The 18,182-nt window shown below is 69.8% G+C and carries 12 protein-coding genes; 8 read left to right on the top strand and 4 right to left on the bottom strand.

The features are described from left to right. The first annotated feature begins 166 nt into the window (after positions 1-166). Positions 167-1,744, top strand: a complete 1,578-nt coding sequence (locus ACWEN6_RS07290) for a CDP-alcohol phosphatidyltransferase family protein (RefSeq protein WP_452569391.1) — start codon at positions 167-169, stop codon at positions 1,742-1,744. After that, a complete protein-coding gene (locus ACWEN6_RS07285) occupies positions 1,741-2,460 on the top strand; it encodes a DUF5941 domain-containing protein (RefSeq protein WP_354834789.1) in 720 nt (239 codons plus the stop codon). Before ACWEN6_RS07290 ends, ACWEN6_RS07285 begins: the two co-directional genes overlap by 4 nt. Before the next feature lie 159 nt (positions 2,461-2,619). On the opposite strand, the gene ACWEN6_RS07280 is transcribed toward ACWEN6_RS07285, so the two are convergent. Both ACWEN6_RS07280 and ACWEN6_RS07275 read right to left on the bottom strand, forming a co-directional pair. Beyond that, positions 2,620-3,345 (bottom strand): ABC transporter permease, encoded by a 726-nt coding sequence (locus ACWEN6_RS07280; RefSeq protein ID WP_452569390.1) that lies wholly within the window; start codon positions 3,343-3,345, stop codon positions 2,620-2,622. Further along, positions 3,342-4,103 (bottom strand): ABC transporter ATP-binding protein, encoded by a 762-nt coding sequence (locus ACWEN6_RS07275; protein ID WP_452569389.1) that lies wholly within the window; start codon positions 4,101-4,103, stop codon positions 3,342-3,344. Before ACWEN6_RS07275 ends, ACWEN6_RS07280 begins: the two co-directional genes overlap by 4 nt. A 93-nt stretch (positions 4,104-4,196) precedes the next feature. Here ACWEN6_RS07275 and ACWEN6_RS07270 point away from each other — a divergent pair, with 93 nt between their 5' ends. After that, entirely contained in the window at positions 4,197-4,664 is a 468-nt protein-coding gene (locus tag ACWEN6_RS07270) for an Lrp/AsnC family transcriptional regulator (protein ID WP_354834798.1), read from the top strand. A 24-nt stretch (positions 4,665-4,688) separates the two neighbouring features. Here ACWEN6_RS07270 and ACWEN6_RS07265 read toward each other — a convergent pair whose 3' ends face one another. Then, positions 4,689-5,342, bottom strand: coding sequence for a hypothetical protein (locus ACWEN6_RS07265; RefSeq protein ID WP_452569388.1), 654 nt, complete (start codon positions 5,340-5,342; stop codon positions 4,689-4,691). A 470-nt stretch (positions 5,343-5,812) separates the two neighbouring features. Between ACWEN6_RS07265 and ddaH the strand changes: the two genes are divergently transcribed. Together ddaH and rocD are read left to right on the top strand one after the other, a co-directional pair. After that, complete coding sequence (ddaH, locus tag ACWEN6_RS07260; protein WP_354834804.1) at positions 5,813-6,613, top strand: dimethylargininase; 801 nt, start codon at positions 5,813-5,815, stop codon at positions 6,611-6,613. Continuing rightward, a complete protein-coding gene (gene rocD, locus ACWEN6_RS07255) occupies positions 6,610-7,878 on the top strand; it encodes an ornithine--oxo-acid transaminase (RefSeq protein ID WP_452569387.1) in 1,269 nt (422 codons plus the stop codon). Before ddaH ends, rocD begins: the two co-directional genes overlap by 4 nt. Before the next feature lie 54 nt (positions 7,879-7,932). On the opposite strand, the gene ACWEN6_RS07250 is transcribed toward rocD, so the two are convergent. Continuing rightward, a complete protein-coding gene (locus tag ACWEN6_RS07250; RefSeq protein ID WP_452569386.1) occupies positions 7,933-8,127 on the bottom strand; it encodes a hypothetical protein in 195 nt (64 codons plus the stop codon). A gap of 104 nt (positions 8,128-8,231) precedes the next feature. Here ACWEN6_RS07250 and ACWEN6_RS07245 point away from each other — a divergent pair, with 104 nt between their 5' ends. From ACWEN6_RS07245 to ACWEN6_RS07235, 3 genes are all read left to right on the top strand, one after another. Continuing rightward, positions 8,232-8,408, top strand: coding sequence for a hypothetical protein (locus tag ACWEN6_RS07245; RefSeq protein ID WP_452569385.1), 177 nt, complete (start codon positions 8,232-8,234; stop codon positions 8,406-8,408). Positions 8,409-8,515: 107 nt separating this feature from the next. Then, a complete protein-coding gene (locus tag ACWEN6_RS07240; RefSeq protein WP_452569384.1) occupies positions 8,516-8,659 on the top strand; it encodes a hypothetical protein in 144 nt (47 codons plus the stop codon). Between the two features lie 730 nt (positions 8,660-9,389). Beyond that, on the top strand, positions 9,390-18,050 hold the full coding sequence (locus tag ACWEN6_RS07235; protein ID WP_452569383.1) for a DNRLRE domain-containing protein: 8,661 nt from the start codon (positions 9,390-9,392) through the stop codon (positions 18,048-18,050). The last annotated feature ends 132 nt before the right edge of the window (positions 18,051-18,182 follow it).

Below are 18,182 nucleotides of genomic sequence, written 5' to 3'. Positions count from 1 at the left end.
AGTGCCCATGAGACTCGTAAATCCGGATGCGCCTCCCGGAAGCGACGAATCGATCTCGGGTCAACCCTGGATGGCATCCTTAGGAAGAACAGTCACTAAACTTTGCCCCCTGGCGACACCCCCTGAAAATCGCCTCCGCCCCCTGCACGCTGCCTGAAAGGGTGACATGACCCGCGTGGTCCTGCTGGGCGCCTCGCCCGGCCCGATCGGTTCCCCTGAACCACACGTCCCGCCCGGTCGCCTGGCGCTGACGTCGCTGCCCGGTTCGCCCACCGTCCTGGACCGGCTGTACGGCCAGGTCACGGCGATGGACCCCGACCCGATCGCCATCGTGCGCCCCGAGGAGGCCGGCGACCATCGCCGCTTCCCCGGCCAGGTCGTGGAGTCCGCCGACCTCGCGGCCGACCTGCGCGCGCTGGCGGACGCCGCCGAGCAGGCCACCGACAACCTGTTCCTCATCCCGGCCGGCGTCGTGATCCACGACGAGCTGATCTACCAGATCACCAAGGCCAAGCGCGGAGCGCTGGCGCTCATCGCCAGGGAGCCGCGCCCGGAGGACGAGAACGGCGAACGCATCGGGTACGAGATTCCGATCGAAGAGGCCGAGCCCGAGATCGGCGACCACATCTACGAGGGGCTGCCGGTGCGCGCGCGCGTCGGCCGCTCCCGGATCATCTCGGTCGGCTCGGCCCACCACGCGGTCACCCGCCCCAACGCGGTGCTGCTCGGCCCGCTCCACCTGCACCAGCGCCACGCGGCGACGCTCGCCGAGGCGGCCCGCGAGCTGGCCGACCTGGCCCACCTGTTCGGCCCCGAAGACGACCTGGTCCAGCTTCTGGCGCTCGGCCTGGTGCGCAAGGGCGTCTCGCTCGGCAGCCGCGGCCGCAGAGACCTGTTCTTCAGCCGCGTCGGCACGCAGGCCGAGGCGGACGAGGCCGTGGCCGTCATGGCGACCTACGACGAGGACCGCGCGCGCCTGAACAACGCGGTCAAGGGCGCCGACGGGTTCTTCACCACCTACTTCGTCAGCACGTACTCGCGCTTCATCGCCCGGTGGGCGGCGCGGCGCGGCCTCACGCCCAACCAGGTCACGCTCATCTCCATCGCCCTCGGCGTGCTGTCGGCGGTGGCCTTCGCCACCGGCACGCGGGCCGGTGCGGTGACGGGCGGCCTGCTCATCTACTTCGCCTTCGTCTTCGACTGCGTGGACGGCCAGGTCGCCCGGTACGCCCGCAAGTTCGGCGTGCTCGGCGCGTGGCTGGACGCCACCTTCGACCGCGCCAAGGAGTACGTCGTGTTCTTCGGCCTGGCCGTCGGCTCGGCCGTGGCCGGTCAGGGCGACGTGTGGACGCTGGCGCTGATCGCCCTGTCGGTGCAGTCGGTGCGGCACCTGCTCGACTTCTCCTATGGCGCGGCCAGCAGGCGCAGGCCGCCGAACCCGCTGCCGACCCTCGCGCTGACCGTCGCCGACGACCGGCCGCTGCGCGACGCGCTGGAGAAGCGCAAGGCCTCGCGCACCGGCGGCGTGCGCGGCCTGCTGAAGATGTGGACCAGGGCCGGGCGGTTCCGCGCCGTGCACTGGGCCCGCAAGATGATCGTCTTTCCCATCGGTGAGCGGTTCGCCGCCATCGCGATCACCGCGGCTCTGTTCGAGCCCCGGGTCACGTTCCTCACGCTCGTGATCTGGGGTTGCGTGGCGGCCGCCTACACCCTCACCGGACGTCTCATGAGGTCGCTCGCATGATCACCCACCCGCAGGCCGCATCCGTTCCCGTCCCCGACCCCGACGAGGAGCGCCGCCGCATCCAGACGGCCCGCCTGCTCGCCTACCGTGACGACGGCCCGCTGGTCGCGCTGGTGCGCGGCAAGCTCGGTCCTGGCCTGCCGCCGGTCCCGGCCGGGCTGGCCACGCTGCTGGCGGTGGCGGCCATCGGCGCGACGGGCGTGCTGTCCGCCGGCCGCGGCGCGATCATGCTGCTGCCGGTGCTGGTGATGGTGCTGCTGATGGTGCCCACCGCCCCGCGCGACCACCTCGGGCGCTTCGACTGGCTGGTCCCGCCGCTGATCAGAGGCACCGAGTTCCTCGCGATCATCGTCCTCGGCCTGGCCTCCGGCATGCCCAAGTGGCTGCTGTTCGTGCTGATCTACGTGATCGGCTACCACACCTACGACACGGTGTACCGGACGCGGCAGAGCATCTGGCCGGCCCCCTGGGTGTTCCAGGCCGGGCTCGGCTGGGAGGTCCGGCTGCTGCTGCTCGGCGTGGGCGCCGCTCTCGGCGTGCTCACCTGGGTGGTCGCCGTGATGTCGGTGTACCTCGGGGTGCTGTTCGCCATCGAGAGCATCACGAGCTGGGTGCGGCTGGACAAGCAGACGGCGCTCGCCCAGGCGTCCGACGACCTGGAGGCCTCCCCCGAGGACGCTCTGGAGCAGGCCACCGGCGAGGCCGAGAAGGCCTAGCGGCGCGGCGCCCGCCCCGCGAGGCGGGCGCCGGTCATGGGCCGGGCGTTTCCGGCCCGGCAACGGGCTGAGGCGCCCTCGGCCCGGCAGTGGGCCGAGCGTCTTCGGCCCGGCCGCGGGCCGGATGTTCCCGGCCCGGTCGCGGATCGGGCGGTGCGGTCAGGCGTTCTCGGCCTGGAAGCGCCGGGTGCCGACGATGAGGCACACGATCGTGAACAGCGCCGTCACGCCCGCGCCGAGCAGCGCGGCGCCCGAGGTGTAGGACCCGGCGAAGCACGCGCGCAGCCCCTCCACGGCGTAGCGGAACGGGGTGAGCCGCGACAGCGCGTCCAGCCACGCCGGCGCCAGCGACATGGGCAGCAGCGCCCCCGACAGCAGCAGCAGCGGCACCAGGACGGTGCTCATGATCGGCGCGAACAGGTCGGGGTGCAGCGTCAGCGCGAGCGCGTACGACAACGCCGACAGACCGGCCGCGAGCAGCAGCATGAGCGTCAGGCCGAGCAGCACGCCCGGCAGCGGCGCGCGCAGCCCGAAGGCCCATCCGAGGGTGACCAGCGCGACGGCCTGGACCAGCAGCACCAGGACGTCTTTCAGCACCCGGCCGAGCAGCAGCGACATGCGGCTCGCGGGCGTGACGCGCAGTCGTTCGAGCACCCCCGCGCGCTGGTCGAAGACCACGCCGAACCCGCTCATACCGGCGCTCAGCAGCCCGAGCTGCACCAGCAGGCCCGGGACGAGCACCTCCCACGAGCCGACGCCGCTGCGGGCGAACAGCGGGCCGAACAGCACCAGGTACAGCACCGGCTGCAGCGCGCCGAAGACCAGGGCGAGCTTGGTGCGCATGACCTCGCGCACGTAGTGCCGGGCGAGGATGAGGCCGGTCACGCGGCGGCCCCCTGTTCGCGCAGCGCGCGGCCGGTGACGGCGAGGAAGACCTCGTCGAGCGTCGCCCCGGGGCCGATCTCGGCCTTCAGCGCCGCGGGCGCGCCCTCGCGGACGATGCGCCCGCCGTCGATGATCAGGACGCGGTCGCACAGCGCGTCCGCCTCCTCCAGGTAGTGGGTGGACAGGAACACCGTCAGGCCGTGCTCGGCGCGCAGGCGCCTGACGTGATCCCACAGGCCGGCCCTGCTCTGCGGGTCCAGGCCGGTGGTCGGCTCGTCCAGGAACAGCAGCGCGGGCTCGTGGAGGAGCCCCATCGCGATGTCGACGCGCCGCCGCTGACCGCCCGAGAGCGACGCGGCGGGACGGGCGTCCATGCCGGCCAGCTCCAGCCGGCCGAGCAGCGCCTCCACCCGTGACCGGGCGGCCGCCGCGTTCATTCCGTACAGCCGCGCCTGCAGCCGCAGCTCGTCGCCGACCCGCGAGGCGGGGCCCACGGTGCCGCCCTGGGGGACGTAGCCGATGCGCCGCCTGACCTCGGCGGGCTCGGTGAGCAGGTCGCGGCCGGCCACGGTGGCCGTGCCGCCGGTGGGGCGCAGCAGCGTGGTGAGCATCCGGAGGGTCGTGGTCTTGCCCGCGCCGTTCGGGCCGAGGAAGCCGACGATCTCGCCCGGGGAGACGTCGAGGTCGACGCCGCGCACGGCGTCCACCGTGGCGGCCTTGGAGGTGTAGGTCCTGCGGAGACCTCTGGCGTGAATCATGTCGAGCACAGTAACACCAAACTTGGTGTCACTTAAAGATTGGAGTGACCCCGGACTGTGTGCGGAATACGGTCCGGCTGTATACAGGTCTCCGTGGAGTTGGACGCGCTTGATCGAGCGATCGTGGGGGCCCTGGTCGAGGACGCCCGGTCGACCTATGCCGAAATCGGGCATCAGATCGGCCTTTCGGCCCCCGCGGTCAAGCGGCGCATCGACCGGCTGCTGAGCAGCGGCGCCATCACCGGCTTCACCGCCCGCGTCGAGCCGTCCGCCCTGGGCTGGACCACCGAGGCGTACGTGGAGCTGTTCTGCCGGGGCAAGACCTCCCCCGCCGAGATCGGCCTGGCCGTCTCCCGCCACCCCGAGGTGATCTCCGCCTGCACGATCACCGGCGAGGCCGACGCCCTGCTGCACATCCGCGCCAAGGACGTCCGGCACGTCGAGCAGGTCATCGAACGGGTGGCCGCCGAGCCGTTCGTCATCCGGACCAAGAGCGCGATCGTGCTGTCCCGCCTGATCGACACCCCGCACGCCCGCGACGCGATGCCGCAGTCCTCCTGACCGTCGTCCGGCGGGCCGGGGTGCCTATGAGGTGCCGGTGTACAGGGTGGCGAGGCTCCCGCACATGACGTTCGACGAGCCGATCCACAGGATCGTGAAGCGCTCACCCTTGACTCTCCTGGTGACGGCCTCGGCGCAGAACGCGGGGCTCATCTCCTCGGGCGCGACCTGCGTGGGGACGTCGAACGGCAACCTCTTCAGCAGCCAGCAGACTCCGCTGTCGACCAGCGCGTCGATGTCCCCCCGGACGACCGCGACCATGCCGATCGACCACGGGGTGGCGTCGTGGTGGTACACCCCGACCGCCAGGTGGTCGGTCTCATAGGCGCACTCCGCCGCGTCGTTGACCGCGTTCACCCGGGAGATGAACCGTTCGAGCCCACCCCGGAACTGTTCGAACTTCTTCGACTCCTCCCCTTCGGGGATGAAACCGACGACCTCTTCCGCCAGGCCCGCGATGCTGACGCAGGGGTTCTGCGTGATCACACTGACCCCGTCCGCCGACGGGAAGTCGGGGAGCTGGGACCGCGTGAGCGGCCCCGGCTGCGGGCAGACCGGCCCCTTGGGCTTCTTGCTCTTCTTCGGTTTCTGGACCTGCCCCTGCTCGGTCTCCGTGGCGTTCGCGCCTCCCGCGGAGTCCTCGCCCGGACATGACGTGGCCAGAAGGCAGAGCGACACGAGAACGATCAGAAAGCTGACCGTGACCGAACGGCCGGCCGCGAACACGGATATACGAGATCGACGACGCATCAGGCTTCCCCCACCGATGTCCGGCACTCACCCCTACCTGCCTATCGTCGACACATCCTCGTCCGGGCCGGGCGGCGGAGCGACGTCCCGGTCCGCTCAGCGGACCGCCGCCCGCCGGCCATGCGGTCGTGGACGTGACCGCAGCGCCAGGACGGCCCGCGCGAGGTCACACCACCGACATCGTGCCGACACGGCGGCGAAACATAGCAGGCCCCGGAGGACGGAACGGAGAGGGGATCTAAAACGGAGCACGCGGATCGCCGCAACGGATCGCCGCGAACCGGCCCGAGCACGCAACCGATCGACGCGGGCGCGCAAGCTCCGCACCTGGTTCACGGCGATCGTCGTTTCTAGGCTGATGCCATCCCTGACCAGCCGTTTTCCCGACGGAGTGATAGATGGCGCACAGCCGGCACTACCTCATGTGTCGTCCCGACCACTTCGCGGTCGAGTACGCGATCAACCCTTGGATGGACCCCGAGGCCGGCGCCGACGCCGCCACCGCCGTGCGCCAGTGGGAGGGGTTGAAGGACGCCTATGAGGAACTGGGGCACAAGGTCAGCCTGATCGACCCGATCGACGGCCTGCCGGACATGGTGTTCGCCGCCAACGGGGCCCTGGTGGTCGGCGGGCGGGTGTACGGGGCGCGGTTCGCGAACGCCGAGCGCGCCGCCGAAGGCCCCGCCTACCTGCGCTGGTTCACCGACAACGGTTTCGCGACGGCCATGGAGCCCACCGAGACCAACGAGGGCGAGGGCGACTTCCTCACCCTCGACGAGGTGATCCTGGCCGGCACCGGCTTCCGCACCGCCATCACCGCGCACAAGCAGGCCCAGGAGTTCCTCGGCCGCCCCGTGGTGACCCTCCAGCTCGTCGACCCCCGCTACTACCACCTGGACACGGCGCTGTTCCCGATCGACGGGCGCAACGTGGCCTACTACCCGGGGGCGTTCTCGGCGGGCAGCCGCGAGGTGCTCCGCCACATGTTCCCCGACGCCGTGCTCGCCTCGGCGGAGGACGCGGCGGTGCTCGGCCTCAACGCCGTCAGCGATGGGCACAACGTGGTGATCAACGTCGAGGCCGGCGAACTGGCCCTTGAGTTGAAGCGCCGCGGCCTCAATGTCATCCCCGTCGACCTCAGCGAACTGCGCAAGGCCGGCGGCGGTCCGAAGTGCTGCACCCTGGAGATCCGCGTATGAGCACCACCGACGAGATCATCGAGCTGAGCGAGCGGCGCAGCGCGCACAACTACCACCCGCTGCCCGTCGTGGTCAGCGAGGCGCGCGGCGCGTGGGTGACCGACGTGGAGGGCAGGCGCTACCTCGACTGCCTGGCCGGCTACTCCTCCCTCAACTTCGGCCACGGCAACCCGGCGATCCTCAACGCCGCCCAGGAGCAGCTCCAGCGGGTGACGCTGACCAGCCGCGCCTTCTTCCACGACCGGTTCGCCGACTTCTGCGCGGGCCTCGCCGACCTGTGCGGCAAGGACATGGTCCTGCCGATGAACACCGGCGCCGAGGCCGTCGAGACCGCGGTCAAGGTCGCCCGCAAGTGGGGGTACGAGGTCAAGGGCGTCGCCCCCGGCCGGGCCGAGATCATCGTCATGGCCGGCAACTTCCACGGCCGCACAACGACGATCGTCAGCTTCTCGACCGACCCCGACGCCCGCGACGGCTTCGGCCCCGCGACGCCCGGCTTCACGACCGTGGAGTACGGCTCCGCCGAGGCGGTCCGCGAGGCGATCACCCCCGACACGGTCGCGGTGCTGCTCGAACCCATCCAGGGCGAGGCGGGCGTGCTGGTGCCCCCGGCCGGCTACCTCACCCGGGTCAGGGAGATCTGCACCGAGAACAACGTGCTGTTCATCGCCGACGAGATCCAGTCGGGCCTCGGCCGCACCGGCGACACCTTCGCCTGCGAGCACGAGGGCGTGGTCCCGGATATGTACGTGCTGGGCAAGGCGCTCGGCGGCGGCGTCGTCCCGGTGTCCGCCGTCGTCGCGGACGCCTCCGTCCTCGGGGTGATCAAGCCGGGGCAGCACGGCTCGACGTTCGGCGGCAACCCGCTGGCCTGCGCGGTCGGCGGCGCCGTCCTTGACCTGCTGAAGACGGGCGAGTACCAGGCGCGGGCGCGCGAGCTCGGCGCGCTCCTGCACGAGCGGCTGCGCGCCCTCATCGGGCCCGCCGGCGAGGGCGGCCACGGCGTCGTCGCGGTGCGGGGACGCGGGCTGTGGGCCGGGGTGGACATCGACCCCTCCATCGCCACCGGGCGCGAGGTCTGCGAGGCGCTCATGCGGCGCGGAGTGCTGGCCAAGGACACCCACGGCTCCACGATCCGCCTCGCGCCGCCGCTGGTGGTGTCGGAGGAGGACCTCAACTGGGCCGTCGACCGGCTCGCCGACGTCCTCACCGAACTGTCCGGTTCCACCGAACCCGCCAGGACGCCGGAACTGTCCGGCCGTTAGCCCTTCCGGACACCTCCCGGGTGCGGCACCGCGCCGGCCGCACCCGAGCGGGGGTCACCCGAGCAGCGTCACCTCGCCGTACAGCAGCTTGTGGTCGGAGCAGTCGCCGCCGCCGGCGCTGGAACAGGTGCCGCCGTGGACGACCCTCGACGTCATCTGCGCATCGAAGCGGCCCTGGTTGGCGAAGATGTAGTCCAGCTTGCCCTCGCCGTGCGTCGGCTCCCCCTTGTTGGGCTGCTGCCAGGCCACCTCGCAGAACTTGCCGCCGCCCCCCACCGGGGGCGTACATCCGCTGCAGGTGCCGGCCGGGGGTGGCGTTGAAGTCGCCGGCCAGGATGTAGTGCCGCTGGTCGATGTCGGCGGAGAACTTGCTCGCGATCGCCGCCGCCTGGGCATGGGCGTTGCCGTCGTTCGGATCGGTGTGGATGGAGCAGGTCCGCACCGGGCGGGCGAAGGCGGCGGTCAGGCAGGTGAAGCCGCGGGTCTCGGTGGTCCGGCTCTCCACGATGTTGTTACCGCTGAACCAGTAGTCCTTCTCCTGGCTGATCGCCGCCTTGGTGAAGATGGCGTTGCCGGCCCAGATGTCGGCGCCGATCCAGCCGTTGCACGGGGGCTGTTCGTCCCGTTCCTGCGCGAGATGGAGGAGATCCGCCACCAGTTCGTCCGGCCGTTCGTCCTGGACTGCTCGGCCTTCGAGTCCACCTTCGGCGTCGCGCCGACCCCGGCGGACCAGGCGCTCAAGGAGACCCTCGCCTGGTGGCGCGCCGAGAAGGCCGCCTGAGATGGTCCGGCGGTACCGGAGGGCAACGCTTCCCCGCCCCACCGGATTGTGCAGAAATCGACAAATGCCGTGCACATTACGACATGTACAAGGTGATGGTTCGTTGGCATCTTGAGTGCGCGGGAGATCAGCACGCCGACGGGTGGCGCGAAACGGCGGTGCCAGGACCTCCCACTACGCGGATCGACCAGACGGGGGAGAGGTCTCGGGGGCCGGCTTCCTTCGTTCTCGAATGTTCGAAGGGTAGTGGCGCATGCGTCGATCAGGGGTTCCGTCGTTCCATCGTGCGAGTCTCTCAAGGGCTCGCCGTCTCCTGGTGGCGCTGGCCGCGGTGCCGGGATTACTGCAACTGCAGTCCCTCCCGGCGGCGGCGGATCCGGTGGTCATCCGGCTGGACATTCCCCGTTCCCCGGGCACGGGGGCGGCGACGGAGATCCCGGTGCAGAACTCCAGGTCCGTCCGGGGGCTTTCCCACTCGGTGGGCTCGGAGGCGACGCGGGCCACCGGAGGCGTCGCATCCGTCCCCGGCGGTCCTCGTGCCAAGCAGAGTGACCGACGACCTCCCGGCACCCTGCCCCTGGAGGTTCGGCATGCCGGCACCGGGAAGCCGGCGACGGGAGGCCTGAAGCAGCCGCCGCCGACGGAACAGGTGGCCACACCACCGGATCCGCCGGCCCGGCCGACCGAGCGTGCGTCGGCATCCCTCAAGGCCAGGGAGACCGGCAAGCGGGTGCCTATCTCCGGGGAGACCACCGAGTCCACTCTGGTCTTCGCCAATCCCGATGGCACGTTCACCGCCGAGATCAGCAGCGGCGCGGCCCGTGTCCGGCGATCGGGCGGGTGGCTCGATGTCGACACCGGCCTCGTGCCGGCCGACGGTGTGCTGCGCGCCAAGGTCGCGGTGGCCGACGTGGAGTTCTCCGCGGGCGGCGCCGGCACCCCGATGGTGCGGCTGCGCCACTCCGGCGGCAGGTCACTCGAACTGACGTGGCCCACCGCGCTGCCGAAGCCGGTGGTCAAGGGCAACACCGCGACGTACGTTGACGCCGCGGGGCCGAACGCCGACCTCGTGCTGACGATGACTCCCCGAGGGTTCAGCGAGGACATCGTGCTCAGGAAGAAGCCGGTGGACCCGCTACGCGTGGAGATCGGCGTCGAGGGCCAGGGACTCACCCTCGGCAAGGGGAAGAACGGGCGTCTGGAGGTCAAGGGCGCCGATGGGGACATCGTCGCCGCGGCGCCGGAGCCGTTCGTCATCGACGGAACGCGGGCCAAGAACGCGGGCCGGGACAAGAAGGCGCACCCCGCCGGCCTGCCGGCCCGCGCCGTGACCCCCGGCAGGATCGAGACCAGGCTCACGGCGGACGGCAATGGCCGCCAGAAGCTGTCGCTCGCCCCGGACGCGGCGTTCCTCAACGCCCCGGACGCCGTCTATCCGATGGTGGTCGACCCGACCTTCTCGCTGTGGGCCACCACGGACACGTACGTGATCAGCAGTTCGCCGAGCTCCTCCTATGGCGGGTCGTCATTGCTGTACGTGTCGAACGCCGGATACGGCGAGGAGGCCAGGTCCTTCATCAACTTCTCCGGGGCCAACGTCAACGGCGCCACGATCTCATCCGCCACGCTCACCCTGACCCACGATTACGACTCCAGCTTCAAGTACATCGATGCGCAGATCAGCCGGGTGACCTCGTCCTGGGGAAACAGCACGACCTGGCGCACCCAGCCGAGCTACACCAGTGAGGGCGCCGTCTGGGCCGACGGCACCGGCACGGCCAACGTGAACGTCAAGAGCATCGTCCAGGCGTGGGCGGCGGGCGCGCCCAATTACGGCTTCGCGCTCACCGACTGTTTCTCCTGCCTGATCTACTCGGCGGAAAGCTACGAGGGGGACCCGCCGGAGCTCTCCATCACCTACAGCTACCCGCCGGTTCTGGGCACCATCAACGGCGGACCGAAGGCGATCAAGGACAACACCACCTATTACTACAAGACGACTCCCACGCTGAGCGCGGTGGTGAGCGACGCCGACGGCGGCACCGTCTCGGCGCGGTTCGAGATCGAGCACGACCCGGCGGCGACGAGCCAGGGCAGCGGAACGATCTGGTCCGGCGCGGGGAGCACGGTGAACGCCGGCTCGCCCTCGGTGGTGACGATCCCCGCGGGAAAGCTGAACGACGGATGGAAGATCCGCTGGCGGGCCGCCGGTACCGACGGCTCGACCACCACGGCGTGGTCGGCCTGGCAGTACGCGACGATCTCGACGGCGGCGGCGAACTACGCACTGCCGTTCGCGTCGGTCTTTTCGCCGATCAACAACACCCAGGTGGGCACCCTCACGCCGGTGCTGGCCGCGCACGCCGATCCGTGGGCGGGCGGCATCGCCTCCTACTGGTTCCAGGTCTGCTCCGGCACGCCGGGCACTTCCTGGGCGTGGTGTGAGAGCTCGCCCTCCTGGACGACGTCCGACAACTGGACGGTGCCCGCGGGGAAACTGGCCTGGGGCAAGACCTACTGGTGGTACGCCATGGCGACCTTCCAGGATGCCACCGTCACCTCCTCCTGGCGGTCCTTCACGGTCGTGCCGGAGCAGGCCACGATCAACTCCTTCCTCGCCTCGGGCGTGGAGGACCGGGAGTTCAACCCCGAGGTGGGCAACTACACCCACACCGAGACCGACCTGGAGGTGGCGGCCGTCGGCCTGCCCCTGTCGGTGCGGCGCACCTACAACAGCCTCGACCCGCGCACCGACGGCGCGTTCGGCCTGGGGTGGTCGACCCGCTGGGACACCAAGCTCACTTCCGAGCCGGCCACCAAGACCCTGCTGATCACCCACCCGGACGGCCGTCAGTTGCGGTTCGCGGCCAAGGGGGACGGCACATACGCCTCGCCCTCCGGCGTGTACGCCACGCTCTCGGCGCTCCCGGGCGGCGGCTGGCGTCTGATGGACAAGTCGGCCACCTCGTACTGGTTCGACGCCGGCGGCCGGCTGACCAAGGTGAGCGACCACCGCGGCCGTACCCAGGACCTGGTGTACGGCACGAACGGCAGGCTGGCCAGGGCCACCGCCACGGGCGGCCGTTCCCTGTTCTTCACCTGGACCGGCAACCACGTCACCGCGGTTTCCACCGACCCGGTGAACGGCGCGCCGATGACCTGGACCTACGCCTACGACGGCGACAAACTGACCAAGGCGTGCCCGCCCGGCACCTCGTCCGCCTGCACGGCCTACAGCTACGGCACGCCGTCGCGCTACCAGAGCCAGGCGATCGACGGCGGCCCGGTGGGCTACTGGCGGCTGAACGACTCGTCGGGCGCGATCGGCTCCAAGATCGTGAGCTCGGTGGGCTGGGACGGTGGCGCCAGCGACGCCAAGATCGCCGGCGGCTCCGCGGACGCCACTCTGCGGATGCTCGGCGCGCTGGACGGCAGCGGCAACACCGCCATGCGGTTCAAGGGCACCGCCAACTCGGCGTACGTGTCCCTGCCGCCCGCCACGATCAGCGGCAAGGGCGGTGACCTGGCGGTGGAGGCATGGTTCAAGACCGCCGCATCGGGCACCGTGGTGGGCTACCAGAACTCCGCGGGATCCCCCACGTCGTACACGCCGGCCATCTACGTCGGTACCGACGGCAAGCTACGCGGCCAGTTCTGGACCGGCACGGCCAACCCCATCACCAGCACCAAGGCCGTCAACGACAACACCTGGCACCACGTGGTGCTGGAGGGCGCCACCAACACCCAGACCCTGTATCTCGACGGCGCCGTCGTCGGCACGCGGACCGGGACCATCACCCACGCGGGCCAGTGGGACGCCAGGATCGGATACGGCTACGCCGGTGGCAGCTGGCCGGCGACGGTCTCCTCCCCGGGCCCGTTCCCCTTCGCCGGCGACATCGACGAGGTCGCCGTCTACCGCAACGCGCTCGGCCTGCCGCGGATCGCGGAGCACGTCGCCGCCAAGATCACGCAGCCGCAGATCGTCAAGGTGGTCAGCCCGGAGGGCCGGGTGGTGGCCGAGAACACTTACGCGACCGACGGCGGACGCCTGCTCACGCACACCGACGACGACGGCGGCACCTGGAAGCTCTCCGCCCAGGAGATCAACGCCATCTCCGACACCCAGTCGACGAGCAAGACCACCGTGACCGATCCGCTGGGCGGCACCATCACCTACGTCGGTGACGCCCTGCGCGACTACCGCGTCATGTCCCGCACCGATCAGCTGGGCAAGACGGCCACCGTCGAGTACGACACCGGCGGATTCCCCGCCAAGACGCTCGACCCCAACGGCAACGTGGAGGAGACGCTGCACAACGCGCGGGGCAACATGATCGGCCGTAACCGCTGCCGCATGGGGACCACCTGCTACTGGGAATGGTTCGGCTACGAGGAGCCGGCCGATCCGTTCGACCCGCGCAACGACCAGATGCGCAGCTTCCACGACGCCCGCTCGTCCAGCTACCTGGACGACACCTACGCCTGGCGCTGGTCGTTCAACGCCTTCGGCGAGGTCACCGGCAAGACCGTCCCCGGCGGGCACGGGACCCCGACCGTGATCGGGGAGGACTGGGACTACACCGACGGCACCGAGGCCGCCGTCGGCGGCGGTACCACGCCTCCCGGCCTGGTGAAGAGGTACCGCGACGCCAAGAAGAACCAGACCACCTACGCGTACACGGCGGCGGGTGACCTGGCCAAGGTCACCGGACCCACGGGCCTGGTGACCACATACACCTATGATTCCCTGGGCCGGGTCACCGGTGAGACGAGGGTGTCGTCCGCCTTCCCCGACGGGGTGACGACGACCACCGCCTACGACGCCCAGGGCCGGGTCGCCTCGGTCACGTCCCCTGGGGTGAAGAACGAGATCACCGGGGTCACCCACACGGCGAGGAAGACGCTCACCTACGACTGGGACGACAATGTCCTGACCACGACGGTGGCCGACCTCACCGGTGGTGACGCCGCCCGGGTCACGACCTCCACCTTCGACGGCTTCGGGCGGCTGGCCACGTCCACCGAGCCGGAGGGCGGGGTCGAGACCTACGGGTATGACGTCATGGGGCGGAAGGTGAGCGTCACCGACGCCGTCGGCGCCAGGTACGCCTACGCCTACACCGCGCGCGGCGAGCACGCGACCACAACGCTCAAGGGCTGGACGGGCAGCCCGGTCGCGCCGCAGCCGGCCACGGATGTCGTGCTGGAGTCCTACGCCTACGACCCGGCCGGGCGGCTGGCGTCGGAGACGGACGCCATGGGGCGCACGACGGCCTACACCTACTTCAACGACGACCTCACCGCACAGGTCACCGCCAAGGGGGCGAAGCTCAACGGCTCGACGACCGGTCGGGACGTGGTGCTGGAGTCCAGCACCTATGACCCGTCAGGACGCCTGACCGCCCAGGTGCTCGACGGCGGCCTGCTGCGGGTGGAGGTCACCTACGACGCCAGGGGGCGGCGTATCGGCCAGGTCTCCGATCCGGCCGGGCTCGCCCGCACCGAGACCCTCACCTACGACGACAACGACCTGGTGGTCAAGGTTGCGCAGGGCGCCGCGGGCAGCGATCGCGTCGAGGTCACCGATTACGCCTACGACGCCGCCAACCAGCCGATCAGGGTCACGACGCGCAACGACGACCAAGATCTGGTCAGCACCATGCGGGTCGACGATCGCGGCCTGGTCACCGCCATCACCGACCCCCGCGGCAACCAGGAGGGCGCGACGGCGGCCGACTACACCACCACGATCCGCTATGACGAGTTCGGCAACCCGGTGGAGATGACCCAGCCGAAGGTCGCGGTCGAGCGCGCCGGCGCCGGCCCGCAAGCCGCCCAGCCGGTGTCCCGCATCGGCTACAACACCTTCGGCGAGCAGACGCACCTCGTCGATCCGGAAGGACGCAGAAGCAGTTCGGCGTTCGACCGGGCCGGACGACAGGTCTCCCACACTTCGCCGTCCTACACCCCGCCGGGTGGCCAGCCGATCACTCCGACCGTCACCGCCACCTACGACAAGGCGGGCCAGCAGATATCGTCGACCGACGCGCGAGGCAACACCACCACCGCCCGTTACGACGCGCTCGGCCGGAAGGTGCAGGTCGTCGACCCCGCCGCGGGCGGCGCGGCCGCGGGCGCCTGGACCTACACCTACGACCTGAACGACGAGGCGTTGTCGCTCACCGATCCGACGGGCGCGCGGATGGAGGCGACCTACGACGACCTCGGGCGTCAGATCACCTTCACCACGTTGGAGCGCAGGCCCACCACGGCCGCGTACGTCACGAAGCTCGAATACGACGACGCTGACAATCTCCTCAAGGCCATCCGGCCGACCGGCGACAGCACAACGCGTGCCTACAACGCGCTCGACGAGCTGACCTCGTACACGGACGCGGCGGGCGACCGCACCACGTTCGCCTACGACCTGGCCGGACGGCCGACCCGCACGACCAATCCGCTCGGCGTCGCCACCACGGCGGCCTACGACCTCGCCGGACGTCAGACCGCGACGGCCGACGTGGACGCCTCCGGAGCCGTGCTGCGCACCCGTCGCTTCGGCTACGACGCGGCCGGCAACCCGACCAGCCGGACCACCGCCTCCGGGCACACCTCCACCAGGACCTACGACGCGCTTGGCCGCCTGGTCGAGCAGCGGGAGCCGGTCTCGGCGAGCGAGACGATCACGACCTCGTTCGGCTACGACGCCTCCGGCCTGCAGACCCGGGCCACGGACGGACGGGGCAACGCCACCTACACCACCTACAACCCCCTCGGCCTGCCGGAATCGGTGATCGAGCCGAGCACGCCCGCACACCCCAGCCCGGCCGACCGTACCTTCACCGCCGTCTACGACGCTGGAGGAAACCAGGTAGGCGGCCTGCTGCCGGGCGGGGTGAAGATCCAGCGGACCTTCGACGAACTCAACCGCCTGGTCAAGCAGGCCGGCAGCGGGGCCGAGGTGGCCACCGAGGACAAGAACTACACCTACGACCTCGCCGGCCGGCTGCTCGGCGCCGACGAGCTGTCCTTCAGCCTCAACGACCGCGGCCTGCTGCTGAAGAGCAGCACATCGGGCAACGACGTCAGCGCCTACGCATACGACGGCTCCAACCGCCTGGTCCAGCGCACCGACGTCAACGGCGTGGCGTCCTTCACCTGGGACGCGGCGGACCGGCTCAGCCAGATGACCGACCCGGTCTCCAACACGACCATCGGCTACGGCTACGACCAGGCATCGCGGCTGACCAGCATGTCCTACGGCGCGGGCGGCGCCCGCCGCACCTACGGCTACGACCCGCTCAACCGGCTGGTCAAGGATGAGCTGAAGACCGACCAGGGCGCGCCCATCGCCTCAATCGCCTATGACTACGACATCGACGACAACGTGACGTCGAAGACCACGGCGGGCACCGCGGGCGCGGGCACCAACAGATACACCTACGACTGGGCCGACCGGCTCACCTCCTGGACGGGCACCGACGGCAAGACCACGACCTACGGGTGGGACGCCGCCGGCAACCGGATCCGCGTGGACGACAAGGTCTACACCTACGACCAGCGAAACCGCCTCACCTCCGGCGACGGAGCCACCTTCACCTACACGGCCCGCGGCACGCTGGCCGAGACCTCCGACGGACGGGTGCGGATCACCAAGTCCGACGCCTTCGACCGGCTGATCCAGGACGACACGGTCACCTACGACTACGACGCCCTGGACCGGGTCTCCACCCGTTCGGAGAACGGGACCACCACCAGGTTCGCCTACGACGGTGTGGGCGACGACATCATCGCCGTCACGGACGGCGACAACCGTAAGAAGGCCGCCTACGGCCGCGACCCGTACGGGCGCACGGTCAGCCTGGCGGACACGGGCAGCGCACAGCTGGCGTTCAGCGACCTGCACGGCGACCTGGTCGGCGCGTTCTCGGCCAACGGCGCCGCACTGCTCGACTCCATCGCCTACAACCCCTTCGGAGAGGTCATCGCGCAGAGCGGCGCGACCCACGATCTCGGCTACCAAGGCGGCTACACGGACCCGACCACCAAGAAGGTCAACATGGCGGCCCGCTGGTATCAGCCGTCCACGGGAAGCTTCGTCTCCCGCGACACCATGTCCCTCCCCGCCGACCCTTCCGTTCAGCTCAACCGCTACATCTACGCCAACGCCAATCCGCTCGCCAACGTGGACCCGGACGGCCACGCGGCGAAGAAGACCACCAAGAAGACCGTCAAGACGGCGAAGAAGACCAAGACCACGAAGACCAAGAAGCAGGAGTACGACGCATGCAAGAAGCAGGGGTTCAAGAACAAGAACGGCCTTAACTGCAATGCGGAGAAAAAGCTCAACAACGAGTCCAAGAAATTCAATGCCGACTGCAGGGACGGGTTCAACGCCAAGGGCGAGACGAAGGCCTGTGCCCAGGGCGCCACTTCCTATGTCGCCTGCCGGCTGGGTGGAAGCGGTCAGCGCAACTGCGAAGGCAAGGGAGTCAAGGAGGCATGTCTCTCATTGGCGGGGGCCGGTCTCTGCGGTGGCTCCGTAGACGCTTATAACGCGTGCCGGGCGAATAGCAAGATCGCCCGCTCGGTCTGCATAGAGAGCAGTTCCCAATATCGCGACTGCATGCACCGGTACACGAACGCTCATGGCACGTGTGTCGGGGCGTCCGTGGCGTACGGACGCTGTCGTTCCGACGGCCGGAACAGCGGTGACGTCAAGCAGTGCACGGTCGTCCGGGAAGTGTATTCCGTGTGCGCCTACCAGGGCAGCCTGTCCGGGCTGGGCGGACGCAACGGATTCAACTTCGATGCCGCCGTCTGTAACGAGGTGGCGAACGACACGATCCGGTGCTTCACCAAGGTGAAGGGCTCGCTGGGCGACTGCTTCTCCGCGGGCGTAGTCCAAATGGACTGCATAAAAGAGGCGAACAATCTGGCCGAATGCGGGAAACTCGCGGACGCCATCTACTGGTGCATGCTGAACCCCCGGTCGGACTACTGTGGAGCCAAGCCGGCGGATCCCAACTGCAAGAAGAGCGAGCGGCGCAGAACGTGCACGACCTATTACTCTGCGGTGCAGTCATGGTTCGCCTCCGGCATCTACAAGAAGTCCGACCTGACGACTCCAGGGATCTGCCAGGCCACCAGCTTCCTGTCGTACGTACCTGGAGCGAAACCGGTGGAGACCGTGGCGAGCACCATATGCGGGCTCATCGACAACGGAGTCAAGATTCTGAACGGGCTGGACAGTGGGAATTCCTTCAACGAGAGCTGGAAGAAGGCGCGCCTGGCACATCCCGGTAGCGGGATCAACTACGTGGAGGACTGCGTCCTCATCTCGGGGGATGTGGGGACCGCCTGCGTCATTTCTGTGAGACGCGCTTAAGGTTCCTGCCACCGGTCCGCGCGGCCCGCTCCGGCGGGCCCGAGCGTTCCCGGAGCACGGCGGCCGGCCGGCGCTCAGTCGCGCGGAGCGGGCACCATCGCGCCGGTGGCGATCCGCGCCTCCAGCACCCCG

Source organism: Sphaerisporangium sp. NPDC004334 (assembly GCF_053602655.1).
This window is presented reverse-complemented; position numbering and strand designations above follow the sequence as displayed.

Bases quoted from the DNA above. Each gene is read 5' to 3' on its own strand.
- ACWEN6_RS07275 (WP_452569389.1), bottom strand. From the start codon at position 4,103: ATGATTCACGCCAGAGGTCTCCGCAGGACCTACACCTCCAAGGCCGCC.
- ddaH (WP_354834804.1), top strand. From the start codon at position 5,813: ATGGCGCACAGCCGGCACTACCTCATGTGTCGTCCCGACCACTTCGCG.
- ACWEN6_RS07290 (WP_452569391.1), top strand. From the start codon at position 167: ATGACCCGCGTGGTCCTGCTGGGCGCCTCGCCCGGCCCGATCGGTTCC.
- ACWEN6_RS07245 (WP_452569385.1), top strand. From the start codon at position 8,232: ATGTCGGCGGAGAACTTGCTCGCGATCGCCGCCGCCTGGGCATGGGCG.
- rocD (WP_452569387.1), top strand. From the start codon at position 6,610: ATGAGCACCACCGACGAGATCATCGAGCTGAGCGAGCGGCGCAGCGCG.
- ACWEN6_RS07285 (WP_354834789.1), top strand. From the start codon at position 1,741: ATGATCACCCACCCGCAGGCCGCATCCGTTCCCGTCCCCGACCCCGAC.
- ACWEN6_RS07240 (WP_452569384.1), top strand. From the start codon at position 8,516: ATGGAGGAGATCCGCCACCAGTTCGTCCGGCCGTTCGTCCTGGACTGC.